This is a genomic window from Spirillospora sp. NPDC048911, assembly GCF_043198015.1.
In the GTDB taxonomy this organism is placed as follows: Bacteria; Actinomycetota; Actinomycetes; order Streptosporangiales; family Streptosporangiaceae; genus Spirillospora.
Genome location: NZ_JBICUD010000001.1, coordinates 1,299,056 through 1,315,446, shown reverse-complemented (window position 1 = coordinate 1,315,446; position 16,391 = coordinate 1,299,056). Strand labels below are relative to the sequence as shown.

At 67.9% G+C, this 16,391-nt stretch carries 12 protein-coding genes and 1 tRNA gene; 4 read left to right on the top strand and 9 right to left on the bottom strand.

Annotated features, from left to right (window positions below; translation table 11 throughout):
- Nucleotides 1–16: 16 nt before the first annotated feature.
- Nucleotides 17–1,471, bottom strand: coding sequence for an MFS transporter (locus ACGFNU_RS06015; RefSeq protein ID WP_392590588.1), 1,455 nt, complete (start codon nt 1,469–1,471; stop codon nt 17–19).
- Nucleotides 1,472–1,573: 102 nt separating this feature from the next.
- Here ACGFNU_RS06015 and ACGFNU_RS06010 point away from each other — a divergent pair, with 102 nt between their 5' ends.
- Nucleotides 1,574–1,951 (top strand): MarR family winged helix-turn-helix transcriptional regulator, encoded by a 378-nt coding sequence (locus ACGFNU_RS06010; protein WP_392590586.1) that lies wholly within the window; start codon nt 1,574–1,576, stop codon nt 1,949–1,951.
- Nucleotides 1,952–2,673: 722 nt separating this feature from the next.
- Nucleotides 2,674–4,233, top strand: a complete 1,560-nt coding sequence (locus ACGFNU_RS06005; RefSeq protein WP_392590584.1) for a PP2C family protein-serine/threonine phosphatase — start codon at nt 2,674–2,676, stop codon at nt 4,231–4,233.
- Between the two features lie 112 nt (nt 4,234–4,345).
- On the opposite strand, the gene ACGFNU_RS06000 is transcribed toward ACGFNU_RS06005, so the two are convergent.
- From ACGFNU_RS06000 to ACGFNU_RS05975, 6 genes are all read right to left on the bottom strand, one after another.
- Nucleotides 4,346–5,134, bottom strand: coding sequence for an SDR family oxidoreductase (locus ACGFNU_RS06000; RefSeq protein ID WP_392590582.1), 789 nt, complete (start codon nt 5,132–5,134; stop codon nt 4,346–4,348).
- Between the two features lie 735 nt (nt 5,135–5,869).
- A complete protein-coding gene (locus ACGFNU_RS05995) occupies nt 5,870–6,814 on the bottom strand; it encodes a peptidase inhibitor family I36 protein (RefSeq protein WP_392590580.1) in 945 nt (314 codons plus the stop codon).
- A gap of 35 nt (nt 6,815–6,849) precedes the next feature.
- Nucleotides 6,850–7,737 carry a peptidase inhibitor family I36 protein gene (locus tag ACGFNU_RS05990; RefSeq protein ID WP_392590579.1) on the bottom strand — a complete coding sequence of 296 codons (888 nt, stop codon included), beginning with the start codon at nt 7,735–7,737 and terminating at the stop codon, nt 6,850–6,852.
- A 635-nt stretch (nt 7,738–8,372) separates the two neighbouring features.
- Nucleotides 8,373–8,448 (bottom strand) — tRNA-Thr (locus ACGFNU_RS05985).
- Between the two features lie 55 nt (nt 8,449–8,503).
- Entirely contained in the window at nt 8,504–9,988 is a 1,485-nt protein-coding gene (locus ACGFNU_RS05980; RefSeq protein ID WP_392590577.1) for an alpha/beta hydrolase, read from the bottom strand.
- A 110-nt stretch (nt 9,989–10,098) separates the two neighbouring features.
- Nucleotides 10,099–10,854 carry a TetR/AcrR family transcriptional regulator gene (locus tag ACGFNU_RS05975; RefSeq protein WP_392590575.1) on the bottom strand — a complete coding sequence of 252 codons (756 nt, stop codon included), beginning with the start codon at nt 10,852–10,854 and terminating at the stop codon, nt 10,099–10,101.
- A gap of 118 nt (nt 10,855–10,972) precedes the next feature.
- Between ACGFNU_RS05975 and ACGFNU_RS05970 the strand changes: the two genes are divergently transcribed.
- Together ACGFNU_RS05970 and ACGFNU_RS05965 are read left to right on the top strand one after the other, a co-directional pair.
- The gene (locus ACGFNU_RS05970) at nt 10,973–12,439 is read left to right on the top strand and encodes an MDR family MFS transporter (RefSeq protein WP_392590573.1); all 1,467 of its coding nucleotides are present in this window, start codon (nt 10,973–10,975) and stop codon (nt 12,437–12,439) included.
- Nucleotides 12,440–12,577: 138 nt separating this feature from the next.
- The gene (locus ACGFNU_RS05965; protein WP_392590571.1) at nt 12,578–13,582 is read left to right on the top strand and encodes a glycoside hydrolase family 6 protein; all 1,005 of its coding nucleotides are present in this window, start codon (nt 12,578–12,580) and stop codon (nt 13,580–13,582) included.
- Nucleotides 13,583–14,653: 1,071 nt separating this feature from the next.
- Here ACGFNU_RS05965 and ACGFNU_RS05960 read toward each other — a convergent pair.
- Both ACGFNU_RS05960 and ACGFNU_RS05955 read right to left on the bottom strand, forming a co-directional pair.
- Complete coding sequence (locus ACGFNU_RS05960) at nt 14,654–15,334, bottom strand: YceI family protein (RefSeq protein ID WP_392590570.1); 681 nt, start codon at nt 15,332–15,334, stop codon at nt 14,654–14,656.
- Between the two features lie 467 nt (nt 15,335–15,801).
- Complete coding sequence (locus tag ACGFNU_RS05955) at nt 15,802–16,377, bottom strand: hypothetical protein (RefSeq protein WP_392590568.1); 576 nt, start codon at nt 16,375–16,377, stop codon at nt 15,802–15,804.
- Nucleotides 16,378–16,391 lie beyond the last annotated feature (14 nt).

The window sequence follows — 16,391 nt, the reverse complement described above, 5'->3', positions numbered from 1 at the left end:
CACGCCATGGGGACGATCAGGCGTGCTGCGGCTGGTAGCGACGCCGGATCAGCGGAACGAGGTTGAACAGAAGCCCGGCCAGCGCCACCCCTGTGACGAGGTTGATGCCGGGGTGGAACTGGTTGAAGTCGTTCCCGCCCTCGGAACCGCTGGCGAGCAGAGCGGTCACCACTGCCAGCACCAGAGCGGCGCCTACCTGCATGGCGGTCTGCACGAGGCCGGAGGCCAGACCCTGCTCGGAGTCGTCGATCCCCTCCGTCGCCTGAGCCATGATCGAGCTGAACCCGAACGCGAAGCCACCACCCAGCAGCAGCATCGTCGGCAGCACGGTGAACGCGTAGTGCGGCGCGCTTCCGGCCGTCGTCAGGAACCACACGTAGCCCAGCGACATCGACGTCATCGCGGTCAGGATGAGCGGCGAGGTCCCGTACCGGTCGATCAGGCGGCCCATGAACGGGGAGCCGAAGGCGACCAGGAGTCCGGCAGGCAGGAGCGCCATCGCCATCTTCAGCGGCGACCAGTGCAGAACGTCCTGCAGGTAGAGCGTCATCATGAACTGGAAGCTGAGGTACGAGCCCATCAGGGCGACGACGCTCAGGTTGGCCCGCACGATCGTGCCGACCTTCAGGATGCCCAGGCGGATCAGCGGGTGGGCGACCTTCTTCTCGGTGTAGAAGAACGCGCCCAGCAGCGCCGCGGCCAGCGCCACCGAACCGATGGTCACCGGGTCGAGCCAGCCGCGTTCGGGGGCAGACACCACCGTGTAGACGGCAAGCAACATGCCCGCGGTCAAGGTGACCGCGCCGACCAGGTCGTGGCCGCCCTCCTCGGCGCGCTTGTCGCGGGGGATCAGGAAGTAGCCGGCCACCAGGGCGAGCACCGCGAGGGGAACCGGGGTGAGGAAGGTCCACCGCCAGCCGAAGCTGGTGAGCAGACCGCCGAGGATCAGGCCGGACGAGTAGCCGCTGGCGCCGAACACCGAGAACACCGACAGTGCCCGGTTGCGCGCGGGACCCTCGTGGAAGGTCGTGGTCAAAATGGACAGCGCGGTCGGCGCGGTGAACGCGGCCGCCAGGCCCTTGACGAAACGGGTGACGATGAGCAGCGTGCCGTTGTCGACGAGGCCGCCGATGAGCGACGCCAAGGCGAACACGGCCAACGCGATCAGGAAGATCTGGCGCCTGCCCAGGAGGTCCGCCGTACGGCCGCCCAGCAGGAGCAGACCTCCGTACCCGAGCACATAGCCGTTCACGATCCACTGCAGCGAAGTGGTCGAGAGGCCGAGCTCGGAGCCGATCGACGGCAGGGCCACGCCCACCATCGACACGTCGAGTCCGTCAAGGAACAACACGGCGCACAGCACCGCCAGGACGCCCCACAGTCGCGGGGTCCAGCGCTGTTCGCCAGGCTCGGTCGCGGTTGCCGTCGCTTGGGCCGTCGTGGTGACGGGAGACGTTTCGGTGATAGTCACGTCGGAGGACAGTACATGCACACGCATCAAATGTCCAAGCACAAATTTCTGGCGCATTTAATGCGTTTGCATCCACTGCCGGGGATCCCCTAGGATGCGCCCATGAAGTCGGAGACCGAGCTGGTCGACCGCTGGCGGAGCCTCGCGGCCTGCTACAACCAGGTCGCCTGCCACCTCGACCGGGAGCTGCAGGCGCGGCACGGCCTGTCCATGAGCGAGTTCGAGGCCCTGGACCGGCTCATCGGCCTGCAGTCCGAGAAGTGCCGCATGCAGGAGCTCGCCTCCGACATGTACCTGAGCCAGAGCGCCCTCTCCCGCACGGTCGCCCGCCTGGAGAAGCATGGCCTGGTAGAGCGCGGCCTCTGCGAAGCCGACCGCCGCGGTGTCTTCGTCCAGCCCACGGCCGCCGGCCGCGAACTCCACGCCAAGGCCCGCGAGACCCATCTCACAATCCTCGGCCAGCACCTGGCCGGCTCCTAGTCCTCCAAGCACCATCCCGCACCTTCAGCACCGCCGCGCCCACGCGCCTCCTCCCACCGCGTCTCCACGCCTCGCGCCGCCGCCTCTCGCGACCCCGCACCAGCGCTGCGGGGCGCCACTCCCGCGTCTCGTCGCTGCGACTTCAACACAGTCGCGCCATCGCGTCGTCGCGTCCCCACGCTGGCGCCCCGCCACATCCCAGGCTCCGCATCTGCGCTCGCACGCGCGGGAGCACACACCTCAGTGGCTCGCCTCTGGGAAGCACGTGTTCACGACCAGCACGCGCCTTGCTTGAGCACATGCTGCGCGGCAGCACGCGGTCTGTGGGAGTACGTGTCCAGTCGAGATGTCGCTAAATGCAGCAATGTTCTGCCCGAAATAGAGCATGGCGACAGCACGCGATAATCACCGGACGGTGAGGGAAGCCGGCCCGCTGTGACCCATCCGCCCAGCACGACGGACGCCTATCGAAGCATGACCGGGTGGCCACAGTGCAGATGCTCGTTAATCCATCTATGGTAGTTCAGGGAAAACCGGACGGAAATGGCAAAGAGGATTGACCTCCGCTGGATAGGGTGAGAACCGAACTCCCCCGCGCCACGTTCTTGATGTTGAAGAACGGAGCCCTCCACGGAGTTGTGGATGTGAACGCTTTCGTGATGCGATCCGAGGACACCCACCGCGAGGCGAACGACCCGATCTGGGCCCTTGCCCCCTATCCGGTGCTGGCCGCCGACACCGGCGGCGTGATCAGGCAGCTCAACAACGCCGCCCGCTCGCTGTTCGGCATCGCCGAGCTCGGCGGGCTGCTCGTGGACGCCGTACCGAGCTGGCTCGGCCAAGCCCATCTGCGGCTCGTGAACGCCGATCAGACGGCCCCTGCCACCCCCGCACGGGGGCCGATAGGTGAACGGACATTTGAGGCACATCCGACTCATTGGACCGATAGGGGCGTACCGAATATCGTCTGGTGGCTCGTCGAGAGCGCGGATCACCAGTCGGCTTCGGATACGTTGCGAATCGAGCGCGAACGTACCGCATTCCTGGCGGAAGCTTCCAACGACCTTTCGTCCTTGAACGTCGATCTCTGCCTGAATGCGACCATGCGTTTGGCGGCGCGGCATCTGGCCGATCTCGCAGTGATGGTGACGCCCAAGGCCGGCCGCGGATACACGGCGGTATTCTGCGGCCCCGACGCGCACGTGGTCAGTGAGGATCTCGACATTGATCCCGGCGAGGTGCCCGGATTGACCGAGGCCCTGCAGGGAACCCCGCCGATGCCGTCACGCTGGACTGACCCCACCGCCGTTCCGGAGCGTTTCCTACGCGGCCGGCTGGACGAGCCAGGCTCGATGGTGGTGGCGACGTTGCCCGGCTTGGGAACACCCGTCGGCGCCATGGTGTTCGTGCGGCGATCCGGCCGCGCCGCGTACACCAAGGGCGAAGAGGCGTTCGCGAAGCTGTTCGCGGCACGGGCAGGGACCGCGATGTCGGCCGCGCGCCTCTACGCCGAGCAGACGTCCATCACCGAGATCCTCATGCGAGAGTTGCTGCCGCCCCGCGCTCGCGACCTCGACGGGGTCGAGCTGGCCGCCAGATACCGGCCGTCAGGGAGCGGCGAACGGGTCGGCGGCGACTTCTACGACCTGTACCCGGCCACTCGCGGCGACCAGGAATCGTTGGTGGTCCTGGGAGACGTGTGCGGCAAGGGCCTCCAGGCGGCCGTGCTGACCGGCAAGATCCGTAATGCCCTGCAGGTGCTGCTGCCACTGGCCGGCGATCACCACGATGTCCTCGGCCGGCTGAACCAGATGATGTTGCTGAACGGCGATCCCACCAAGTTCGTCACGCTGGTGCTGGCCTCGGTGCGGCGCCACGGTGAACGGGTGCGAGTACGGCTGACCAGCGCCGGGCATCCGGCGCCGTTGATCATCCGTCCGGACGGCACCGTCGAGGAGGTGCCGACGATCGGCACCCTCATCGGCGTCATGGAGCAGGTCTCGACCGACACTGTCACCATCGAGCTCGCGCCTGGAGAGACCTGCCTGCTGCATACCGACGGCGTCACCGAGGCCAGGGGCGGACCACGGGGCGACGAGATGTTCGGTGATGATCGCCTGCGCCAGGAGCTGGCACGGTGCGGCGGGATGACACCCGACACGCTCGTGGAGCACGTCCAGCTGCTGGCGTCCGACTGGGTCGGCGACGGCTATCACGACGACATGGCTGTCATCGCGATCACTCCCCGCCGCGAGCGCCGGCCCGAACCAGATGAAGGCTGACCCGAACCACGCCTCCCGTCCCCCTCGACCGTCCCCCTCGACCGTCCCCCTCGACCGTCCCCCTCGACTGTCCCCGGCCGTCCCCCTCTGCCGTCCGCCCCTCGACCGTCCGTTACCGGGCCTGGCTCACCTGCTCTGCGAGGAAGTCCTCCCAGGTGCGCTGGCCGGTGGCGGGGGCGAGTGAGAGGTTGGCGCCTTCGCGGTAGGCGCGGGCGGCCTTGCCGGGCAGCCTGACCGGCATCATCGGCCGGCGCTTGCCGACAGCCGCCAGGTAGCCGCGGACGACCTCGTCCATCCCGTACACCTTCGGCCCCGCGATGTCGGGCACCAGCCCGGACGGCTCGCCGAGTGCCAGTTCGACGAGCCGGGCCGCCACGTCCCTGGCGTCGACGGGCTGGAACCGCACCCCCGCCGGCACCGGGATGACCGGCATTTTGGCCATTCCCCGGGCCGCCGCCAGGACGAAGTCGTGGAACTGGGTGGCCCGAAGCGTCGTCCATGGCAGGCCCGACTCTGAAACGGCCAGCTCCGCAGCCCGCTTGGCTGCGAAATAGCCGAACATGGTCCGGTCAATCACGCTTTCGACCGGAAGCCGGTCGGCGCCGACAACGGAGATGTAGACCACATGCGGGGAACCGGCCTGTGCGGCGGCCTCCACCAGATTCCGTGCCTTGTCCTCGTCTCCCTTGGCGCTCCCCGCGCAGTGGATGATGGTCTCGATTCCGCTGAGTGCGGCCTCGAGCCCCTCCCCCGTCGCCAGGTCCCCGTTGACGTACTCGATGCCGTCCTTGGCCTCATGACTGCTCCGGCTCAGCACCCGCACCTTGCTGCCTGCGTCCGCCAGTAGCGGCGTCACAAGCTTGCCCAGCGTTCCCGTGCCACCGGTGAGCAGGATCGTCATGGTTCTCTCCGATTCAGTCCGAGGTCGTCGATCTACTGCACTGACGACCCGAACCGACCGGATGTGACAGGACCGGACGCGTGACCTGCCATCAGCCGCCCGACCAGGCTCGATACTGACCGTTGAAGGAGCCCATCACGATGGCCCACGGCTTGTCGGCCCCGCGGTTCCTCGTACGCGTCAGGCTTGTGCGTGCGGGATAGTGGACGACATGACAGATTGAAGAGCACGCACTCAGCAGTGGCGATGGAAGAAGACCGCCGCTCTGGACTGGGCCACGATGGACAGCGGCATCCCGCACTGTGTGGCGTGCAACGTTCCCCTACGTCATCACGTGTACCGATACAGCCCAGGCAGCGAACGTTGCATCAGCTTGGTTTGGTGCACCGCGTGCCGTACGTACGCCGGAGCCATGGTCCATGTGCCTCACGAAGAGGAACTTCCCGATCCCCTGAGCCCACTGGACGAATTCGACCGCGAGCGCCTTCTCCGCAGCGAGAGCAAGCTCATCGACCACATCGATCACTTGATGCGACGAGGCGCCTGGCCGCCGGCCTGAACCGACCCCCAGCGGCCACGCAGACGTTGCGCAGTTCATGGCCGAACCGCCTAGCAGGCACCAAAGAGGCCCCTTGCGGAGATCGCAAGGGGCCTCTGAGGTGGAGCCGTCCATCCAGGGCTATCCGGAGCCGTTGTCAGCGTCCGTGTAGCAGGGCCAGACGACTTTCAGGGGTGTCAGGGCTTGATGGTGATGTTCCTGTAGTAGGACTTGAGGATCCTGGCGTAGCCCCAGCCCGCCCTGGCCTTGTCGCGGGAACCGTACTGCGACAGCCAGTCCCCGGTGCGCCACGCGCCGCACGCGGTCGTCGTCGCGCAGTACTGGGCCATGAAGATCTTCCCGTTACGGTTGATCCGCTTGCCCCACGTCGCGTCCACGGCGGCGTTGGTCACGGCCTTCGCGGAGCCGGGCCTGTAGACCTGGCTGTTGGTGTTGTCGTAGACGTCGAAGCACTGCCCGGAGGACGTCTTGCGCGTCGAGTGGAGCGCCCACCACCAGGCGTAGCTCTTGACGGCCATCGCGCCGGACCGGAGGGACTCCCTCGGCCAGCTCGTGATCCACTCGTTGGGCAGGACGTTCTTGACGTAGTACTTGAACGACACCCGGTCCACGCGCTTGAGACCGGTCCGGTACACGAGGATCGACGAGGGCAGCTTGGTGTTCGTGCCGTCCGTCTTGCACGTGTTCGGCGGCGGGGAACCCACCCGGTGCGAGGCGTTCTGGTTCTTCAGCCCGGAGTTCAGGTTGCCCTTGGCGCCCGCCTTGAAGGACTGGGACCTGCCCCCGTAGTTGCTGTTGTAGTAGACCGTGACGGTCTTCTTGGTGCGGTTCCAGACCGAGGCGGCGTGGTTCTTGACGCACTTGCCCTTGCCGGCGCCCGCGCCCTTGAACTCGTAGCAGGAGGGCTGCTTGGCCTTGTAGTCGGCGATCGAGCCGGTGAAGTCCGAGACCGAACCCTTGTTGCCGCTGTTGTAGTACAGGCAGAACTCGCCGCTCTCGCACTTGCCGTTGCGTGCCGCCGCCTCGGCGGGCGACGCGGTGACGAGGACCACCCCGCCGACCGCCATCGCGGCGGTCGTCGCGGTGAGCCCCGAGACCAGCCGTGCAGTCAGTGTTGACACTGTTGTTTTTTCCTTCTGTGGGGGGTACCGGTGGGCTATCGGACGTTATAGCCCTGAGAGTTCCAGAACGCAGTCGGGTTCGGGTTGTCCAGGTGCCGGTCACCGACGCTCTTGGCCGCGTGGGTCTGGCGCCCGAGGCGCATCTCGACGTGGGTGTGCGCGCCCGAGGGGCTCGACACCCCGCGCCACGACTCGTCGGCGATGATCTGGCCCTTGCTGATCGTCTGGCCGACGCGCAGGGAGGCGCGCGGAGCGGAGTGCAGGTAGATCACGGTCTTCTTCAGCGAGGCGTTGTAGATCGAGATCGTGGACAGGCCGCCGCTGCCGGTGCGCCCGCGAGCGAGGTAGATGATCTTGCCGCCGACCAGGGCGCGGACATCCGCGTTGATGCCGCGGGCGAGGTCGATGCCCTCGTGGCGGCCGGGGGTGCTGGTGTACCCGTCGAAGCCGCAGGTGATCCGGCCGGTCTGGGGCCTGTACAGCCCGCGCGACATGTTCGTGCGCGAGGACGGCGAGAACTGGTGGGAGGCGTTCTGGTTCTTCAGGCCGGAGTTCAGGTTGCCCTTGGCACCCGCCTTGAAGTCCTGGTAGCGACCGCCGTAGTTGCTGTTGAAGTAGACCCGGACGGTCTTCTTGCTGCGGTTCCAGACCGACGCGGCGGCGTTCTTGACGCACTTGCCCTTGCCGGCGCCAGCACCCTTGAACTCGTAGCAGGAGGGCTGCTTGGCCTTGTAGTCGGGAATCGAGCCGGTGAAGTCCGAGACCGAACCCTTGTTACCACTGTTGTAGTACAGGCAGAACTCGCCGCTCTCGCACTTGCCGTTGCGGCTCGCGGCATCGGCGGGCGACGCGGTGACGAAGACCGTCCCGCCGATCGCCATCGCGGCGGTCGTCGCGGTGAGGAACCGGTTAAGCGTTTTCACGCTGTTCTCCTTTTCCCTGAGAGCAAGGATCGTGGATGGGTAGCGAGATGTACGGTCAGGCACATTCGGACCGCGATCCCTTCAATTGCTTGGGCTAGCACTGTGCGGGGTGAACGCACGGGGCCCTAGCGGGAGCGAAGGGGGCCCTGAGCGGCGGGGGAGGTTGCTGCACGGCAACGTTGGCAGGCGCCGCCGCCCCCCGCCACAGATCTTCGTCCAGGAGACGTACAGATCTAGCTGGACAAAAGAAACCGCAGGTCAGACGCAATTTGGATGTCCGAGCGAGGTAGGTGGCCTGGACGGCACCGGCACCCGCCCCGTCGTGGGCACGGCTGGGAGTTTCGCGGATACCTTCGAAGGGCCCGGTCAGCGCGCTGCCCGGGACGGCTCACATCCCGCAGCCGCCGGATGCTCGATCGGGCCAAGGCGATATCTGGACAACGCTTGGAATAACTGGAAACGAAGCGGGAACAGAAAAGCGCTCCAGAGGGCGACCGACGCGGAATCCCAGGAAGCGACCAGTCCGCTGCTCCCGCTCAGCTGCGGCGGCTGTGGCAGCTGCGGTGGGCTAGGTCCCGTGTTGGCAGGCCTGTTAGCAAAAGCCCCCTTGCGATGATCGCAAGGGGGCTTTGACCTGGAGCCGCCTATCGGAATCGAACCGATGACCTATTCATTACGAGTGAATCGCTCTGCCGACTGAGCTAAGGCGGCGTGCCGTACCAGGACGGCGGCAGCAGTCTACCGGGTCTCGGGCAGTGCGTGCGCATCAGCGGCAGAGAGTGCCGGTCTTCGGGGGTTTGGCGCTCACCAGGTACTGGTCGGTGGCCTGGGTGATGCAGGCGTTTCCCTGGAGGTAGGCGGTGTGGCCGTCTCCGTCCAGGGAGAGGAGGACGCCCGAGTCGAGCTGGGCGGCCAGGGACTGGGCCCACTTGTACGGGGTGGCGGGGTCGCGGAGCGTGCCGATGACCAGGATGGGTGCCGCGCCCTTGGCGGTGATGGCCTTGGGCTTGTCTTTGGTCTTCACGGGCCAGTAGACGCAGGGCACGCCGCCCCAGACCACGAACTGGCCGAAGTGCGGAGAGGCTTTGGCGGCCTGGTCCACGGACTTCTTGTAGGTGGCCACGTCAGGCGGATTGGGCTTGTCGACACAGTTGACGGCCATGTTGGCGTCGGTCTGGTTGCTGTACGTGCCGTTCTGCTCGCGTTCGACCATCTGGTCTGCCAGGAGCAGGAGGAACGTGCCGTCGCCGTTCTGGATGGCCTGTGTCAGGGCTTGGCGGAGCGTGGGCCATAGCTCCTTGAGGTAGAGCGCCAAGGCGATGCCCATGGTGACCAGGGACTCTGTGACAGGACGAGAGTCTCGCTTGTTGGTGAGAGGTTTCTGGTCGGCTTGCTTCTGAAGCTCGGAGATCTTGGTGAGGGCGGCCGCGGGGTCGGTGCCGAGGGGGCAGCCGGGGTTCTTGACGCAGTCGGCGACGAAGGCGCGGAGGGCGGTCTCGAAGCCCTTGGACTGCTCGACCAGTGTCTGGGTCGAGGATTCCTTGGGGTCTACGGCCCCGTCGAGGACGAGGGCTCGCACGTTCTGCGGGAACTGCTCCGCGTAGAAGGCGCCCAGGTAAGTGCCGTACGAGGCCCCGTAATAGGTCATCTTCTGGTCGCCCAGGGCGGCGCGAAGGACGTCCATGTCGCGGGCGGCGTTGACGGTGCCCACGTAGGCGAGGCGATTCGCGGCCTTGGCTTTGCAGTTGTCGGCGAACGTCTTGCCCACAGTGGAGACCTTGGCGAGCTCGGATGGGTCATCGGGCGAGGCGTCGGTGGCGAAGAAGCGGTCAAGCTGCGGGCCGTCCATGCAGCGCACGGGATCGCTCTTGCCGACGCCACGGGGGTCGAAGCCCACGATGTCGAAACGTGAACGCAGGTCGGCACCGAACGTGCGTCCTGTGGAACGGATGAAATCGACGCCTGAGCCTCCGGGACCGCCCGGGTTGGTGAACAGCGAGCCGATACGGCGCGACTGGTCCTGGGCAGGCAGGCGGATCAGAGAAAGCTTGAGCTGATCAGTGCCGGGCTTGGCGTAGTCGAGCGGGACGTTGGCGGTTGCACACTGGAACCCGCCACCGCAGTCCGTCCAGCTCATTTTCTGGTTGTAGTAAGTCTGCAGGCCGGAGGGCGCGGTCTTGGAGGGCGACGGCCTGGCGGCCGGCTTCTCGGGATCGTCGCCGCTACATCCCGACACTGCGAGCGCCAGCACGACTACCACGCTCGTGAACCTCATTGCCCGCACGTAGGGTCCCCGTCTCGTCGTCGCGGTTCGTACGCTTCCGCCTACGCTACGGGCTCCCGGCCAGGACATCCCGCTATTCACCCAACGCCGTACTGTCGCTCGATGCCGTCCAGGAGCCAGGTGAGGCCCTGCTCGAAGTGCTGCCCGCCATAAATGCCCCGGCTGAAGACATCCCGCAGGTGAGGGAACTCGCCCGAGGCGATGAGGTCACGGAAGTAGGGGTGAGCCAGCCCGTCCGGGTCGTCCTCCCCTAGGCCGGCCAGCTGCTTGCGCTGCCGGTGGGTCACCTCGCGTACGACGAAGCCCAGCATGTAATGGTCGACCGCCGCGACGATCTCCACGCGCGCCTGCGGGTCGTCGGTGAGGCCGGAGACGGCCGCCAGGGACTGTTCGACATGCCGCAGCGCGTTCGGCCCCAGGTGGGGCAGGTTGGCCTGGCTCGAAAGCTCCACGATCCAGGGATGCCGGAGGATGTAGTCCCGCTCCTTGCGGGCGATGAGGCTGATCGCCTCGCGCCAGTCAGCGGGCAGCTCGCCACGGACGAGGATCTCCGGGATCACCTCGTCGACCATGAGCGCGAGCAGGTCCTCCTTGCGCTCGATGTGCGTGTAGAGGCTCATGGCGCGCACGCCCAGCTCGCCCGCCACCCGCCGGATGGAGACCGCCTCCAGGCCCTCGGAGTCGCCCAGCTTGATCGCCGCCTCGACGATCGCCTCGCGTGACAGTTTCGGCCGCCGTCCGCCGCTCGGCCTCGCCCAAACAAGATCCGGAACGGCCGACTTGGCGCCGCTCTCGGCCTGCTGGCTCGCACGTTCGTCCCTGGTCTCCGACACGACTCGATCCTACCTGGGGCCCGTACGCCGTACGTCTGGAGCGATACGGTGTACGGATCGGCCGATACAGTGTACGGTTAGCGATACGGCGTACGGAAGCTGATCGAGAGGGCGGAGAATGACCACCACGCAGACCGGCGTCCCCACCGAAAAACCCGCGATAGACCCGCACCTACGGCGTTTGGCGGTCGTCGTCGTCCTTGGCGCGATCATGACGGTCCTCGACACGACGATCGTGAACGTGGCGCTGCCGACCCTCGGACAGGACTTCGACGCCTCCCTCTCGTCCATCCAGTGGGTGGCGACCGGCTACATGCTGGCCCTGTCGATGGCGATCCCGCTCACCGGCTGGGCGGTGCAGCGGTTCGGCGCGCGAACGATGTGGCTCGTGTCGCTCGGCCTGTTCATCGCGGGCTCGCTGTTCTGCGGCCTGGCCTGGAACGTGACGTCGCTGGTCGCCTTCCGGGTCGTCCAGGGGCTGGGCGGCGGCATGCTCATGCCGGTCGGGCAGACCATGCTCGCCCGCGCCGCCGGCCCCGACCGGATGGGACGGGTGATGAGCATCGTCTCGGTGCCCGCCATGATGGCGCCGGTGTTCGGCCCGCTCCTCGGTGGCGTCGTGGTCGACCATCTCAACTGGCGCTGGATGTTCTATGTCAACGTCCCGTTCTGCGCGTTCGCGCTGATCGCCGCGATCCGCCTGCTGCCGCGCACCGACGAGCGCGACCCCGGCAGCAAGCTCGACTTCCTCGGCATGGCCCTGCTCTCGCCCGGCCTGGCCGCCCTGGTCTACGGCCTGTCCGAAGCGGCCGAGGGCAGCGGTGGGCTCCGTGCCATGGTCGGGACGATCGGCGGCGCCGTTCTCATCGCCTCGTTCGCCGTCCACGCGCTTCGCAAGCGCGACGGCGCGCTGGTCGACCTACGCCTGCTGCGCAGCCGGGCGTGGGCGAGCGCCGTGGGCGGGCTGTTCTTCTACAGCGGCGCGATGTTCGGCCTGATGATGCTCGTGCCGCTGTACGCACGGATCGTGCGGGGCGACACCGCCCTGGAGGCCGGGATGCTCCTGGCTCCCCTGGGTGTCGGGGCGGCGGTCATGATGCCGCTCTCGGGAAGGCTCGCCGATCGTCACGGCTCGCGCGTACTCGCGCCCGCCGGGCTCCTGATCATGGTGACCGGCACCGTGCTGCTCACCGGCATCGACGGCGGCACTCCCCGTCTCGCGCTCATGGGCGCCGTCCTGCTGATCGGCGTCGGGCACGGCATGCTGGCGCCGTCCCTCATGGCGGCCGCCTATCAAGGACTGCCACGTGCCTCCATCCCCACCGCCACTACCGGCTCGAACATCCTCCTCCGCGTCGGGGGCTCGTTCGGCGTCGCCGCGATCGCGGTCCTCCTCCAGGTGGCCATCCGCGACCGCATTCCCGGCGCGAGCGGCAACCTCAACGAGGCGGCCGCAGGCCAGGCCCCCGCGCTCCTCATGAGCGCCTTCAGCGACACCCTCTGGTGGGCGGCCGGCATAGCGTCGATCGGCCTGATCGCGACGCTCTTCCTCCCCGCCCGGCCCGCCGCCCCGGCCGGAGAATAGGCCCCAGGGTCCTAAAGATCCGCAAATTTGGGGGTTTTCGACCCGGAAGGCGGGGGTTCGTACCACACTGACGACTCGGCACAGTTGATCATCATGCGTGCGTGATGGTCTCCCCGCCTTCCAGAGGAGAGACGTCAAGTGCTGATCAGGAAAACCTCCCTGGCCGTCGGCGCGCTGGCGCTGGCCCTGACCGGCTGCTCGCAGGGTTCCGCGGACCTCAAGTCCGCGGACCAGCAGACCGGTGCAGGGTCGGACGCCGCCGCGGAGGCAGCCAGTCCCTTTTATGTAGACCCCAGCTCCAACCCCGCCGTCTGGGTGAAGAAGAACCCGCGCGACGCCCGCGCCGCGGCGATCAAGAAGTCGATCGCCACCAAGCCGGGCGCCAAGTGGTTCGGCAACTGGAGCGGAGACATCGGCAAGTCGGTCTCCGCCTACGTGACCGCCGCCCAGAAGGCGAAGAAGACCCCGATCCTCGTCGCGTACAACATCACCGACCGCGACTGCAGCGGCCACTCCGGCGGCGGCGCGGGCAGCGCGGCCAAGTACCGCACCTGGATCTCCAAGTTCGCGTCGGCGATCGGCAACCGCCCCGCCGTCGTGATCATCGAGCCGGACGCGGTCGCGCAGCTGGACTGCCTGCCCGCGGCGTCCCGCAAGACCCGGACCGCCCTGCTCTCGTACGCGACGAAGCAGTTCCAGACCAAGGCGAAGAAGAGCCGCGCCTACCTGGACGGCGGAAACTCCAACTGGATCGCGCCCGCCACCATGGCGACACGGCTCAACGCGGCCGGCGTCAAGAACGTTCGCGGCTTCTCGATCAACGTCTCGAACTTCTTCACCACCGCCCAGTCCGCCGCGTACGGCAAGAAGGTGAACGCGGCGCTCAAGAGCAAGTACCGCTACACCAAGAAGTTCGTCATCGACACCAGCCGCAACGGCAAGGGCGGCGTCGCGGGCCAGTGGTGCAACCCCGCCGGCCGCAAGCTCGGCGCCACCTCGCGCACCGGCGGCACCAGCGGCGCCGAGTACCTGCTGTGGATCAAGGTCCCCGGCGACTCCGACGGCCCCTGCGGCGTCGGCGCCGGCATCCCCGCCGGCACGTTCAGCCCGGTGCTGGCCACCCGCCTGATCAAGGGCTCCTGACCGGTCGGGTTCCGGACGCCCAGGCGTCCGGAACCCGCCGGCCTTCGCACGGCCCGGCCGGGCTCGGGGGCTCCCCCGACCGGGCCGTGCATCAGGGACGGCGCTGCCGAAAGACACCGCCCCCAGTCCCAATGAACGCCGCCAGCGTGAGCGCAACGCCCCGCCACGCCCAGCTCGATCTCCCAGCGCTCAGGCCAAACGATCACCGACCCGGCCACGGCGAGCACCGCGGCCGCCTCACCCCGAACCGCCACCACGCCGTAGTACAGCGGCACGTTGACCGGCGGCCGGTCGTCGCGCGGCCCGGACAGCGCCTCACCGTCGGCGGCGTTCCGCGGCGGCCGATCACACCGCCGCACCACGCGGTAGAGCAACTCTCCGGCAGTGGACGGGACAGCCGCCACGACAGCCGTACCCGGGCGCCCGACCCACCGCCCCGAGCCGGTGCCCAACCCGCCCGTCCGAGCCCGCCGTCCGAGCCCGCCGTCCCAGCCCGCCGTCCGAGCCGGTGCCATCCCCGCCGACCAGCGCCACTGACGCACCACCAACTGCGCGGCGTTGACCCCACGCGCCACTGACCACGCGCCACTGCAGTGCGCCACTGCAGTGCGCCACTGACCCCGCGCCGCTCGCAGTTCGCCGCTCGCGGTTCGCCGCAGACGCGCCACCGACCGCGCGCCGCAGGCGCACGACCGACTGCGCAGCATTGACCCAACGTGCCACTGACCACGCGCCACTGACCACGCGCCACTGACCACGTGCCACTGACCACGTGCCACTGACCGCGCGCCGCTCGCGGTGCGCCGCTGGCCTCGTGCCGCTGGCCTCGTGCCGCTGGCCTCGTGCCGCTGGCCTCGTGCCGCTGGCAGTGCGTCGTTGATGCACGAGCGACCGCGCGTCGCTGACGCGTCACCGACTGTGTATCGCTTGGTCATCACTGGCAGTGCTCGGTGTTGGCTCCCCTGCCGCTGACCGCGCTGCTGGCAGTGTGCGCTGCGGCAATGGTCTTCGTGCCGCCGCACTGTGGGCCGTGCGGACGCCGACCCCGCGCGCCATGGGTTGGTCATGGGGTTATGAGCGGGTCAGTTTGAGGAGGAACTCGACCTGGCCGTTGTCCTCGGTCTGGATGGGGCCGACGCTCGGGTTCGCGATGCCGTAGTCCGCGAACTTCACCGGAATCGATCCGCTCACCTCGACCGTTCCGTCGCCGGTGCGGGACGCGGTGACGTCGAACGTGACCGGCTTCTCGGCGTCCTTGAGCTTCAGCGTTCCCGTCGCCTTGGCCGTGACCTTCGCACCCACCGCGGGCAGCGTGCCGAGGTCGATCGGCTCGGTCAGCTTGAACGTGGCGTTCGGATACTTCGAGACCTCCATGATCCGGCCCTTGAACTGCTGGTCACGCCGGTCCTCGTCGCTCTTGACCGTGCTGAGGTTCACCGTGAACGAGCCCGCCGCCACCTTCGTGCCGCTCAGCGTGAGGTCGCCGGAGACGTCTCCGGTGCGGCCCACCGCCTCGACCTTCTGGCCGAAGAGCACCTCCTTGACGCGGTAGCCGGCCTGTGAGCCGGAGCCCGCCTTCCACGTGCCGTCGACGGACGTCGCCGGGCCGCTCGCGGTGGCGCCCGTCGAGACCGACAGGCGCTCCGGAGCGTCCTCCTGGATGAAATTGATATAGACGAACGGGCCGCCGACCACGAGGACCACCGCGACGATGGCTCCGATCAGCGTCCAGCGTTTCCAATGCCGTTTCATGGGATCCAGAAATACTGGATGGCCTGGTAAAGCCGCATAAAGCGTTCATGAGAATCGCATGAGACGTCAGTAGCCTGGCCTGCCACCTTGGGGCGCGAGCGACGCGCAGGCCGTCATCGCCTTCTGCTGCTCGGCCGACATCGACGGCCTTCCCCCAGGGGGCGTTGACGGCCTTGTCTTCTGGCCGTTCGGAGGCGTTGACGGCCTTGTCCCCTGGCCGTTGGGAGGCGCTGACGGGCGCCCGCTGGGTGGTGCGCCGGTGGGGCGGTTGCCTCGGCCTCCGCGCTCCGGCATCGTGACTCCCTGTTTCTCCATGCAGGCCCGGAAGGCGGCCATCCGATCATTGGGCGCGGAGGCCCCGGGCTTCGGGGAGTCGTCGCCTCCGCAGGCCGCGGCGGCGAAGAGCACCCCTCCTGTCAGAGCGATGGCGGCCACACGTCGGATGTCGTTCATCTCTGCTCCTGTGTTCATGGGCGGAATGAGCCGCCTTGGTTGACGCTGGTAGCGGTGACCGTGCCGTCCGTCCCGGCGGAACCGCGGACGATGATGGACGTTCCGGACTTCAGGTCGTTGACCGAGCCCGTCCTGGTCACCTGCACCTTGGTCGCACCGCTGGTCTTGACCTTGACGGTCTTGCCGTCGGCGGTACGGAGGTAGACGGTGGTGCCGACGATCTTGACGACGGTGCCCGTGGTGAGGCCGCCGGCGGTTCCGGTGCCGTTTCCGGGGCCACCGAAGCCTCGTTGACCGCCGGAGCCCGGCTGGGCACCGCCATAGCCCGGTGGGGCCCCGCCGAATCCTCGCTGCCCTCCGCCATAGCCCCGCTGGGCGGTGGCGGGTTGGCCCGCGTCCCCGTCCGACCAGACCTTCTCGGCCTGGATGCCACCCAGGAAACCGGCGACGAGCAGGACGCCCGCGCCCAGGTACACGGTCGGGCCGGGGAGGGCGCGCGAACGTGGCTGGGCGGCCAGTTCGGCGTCCAGGTCCCCCTTGAACGGGGACACCTCCAGGAGGTCGGGCTCCGCGGGGGGCTTGGCGTGCATGGACGTTCTCCTCG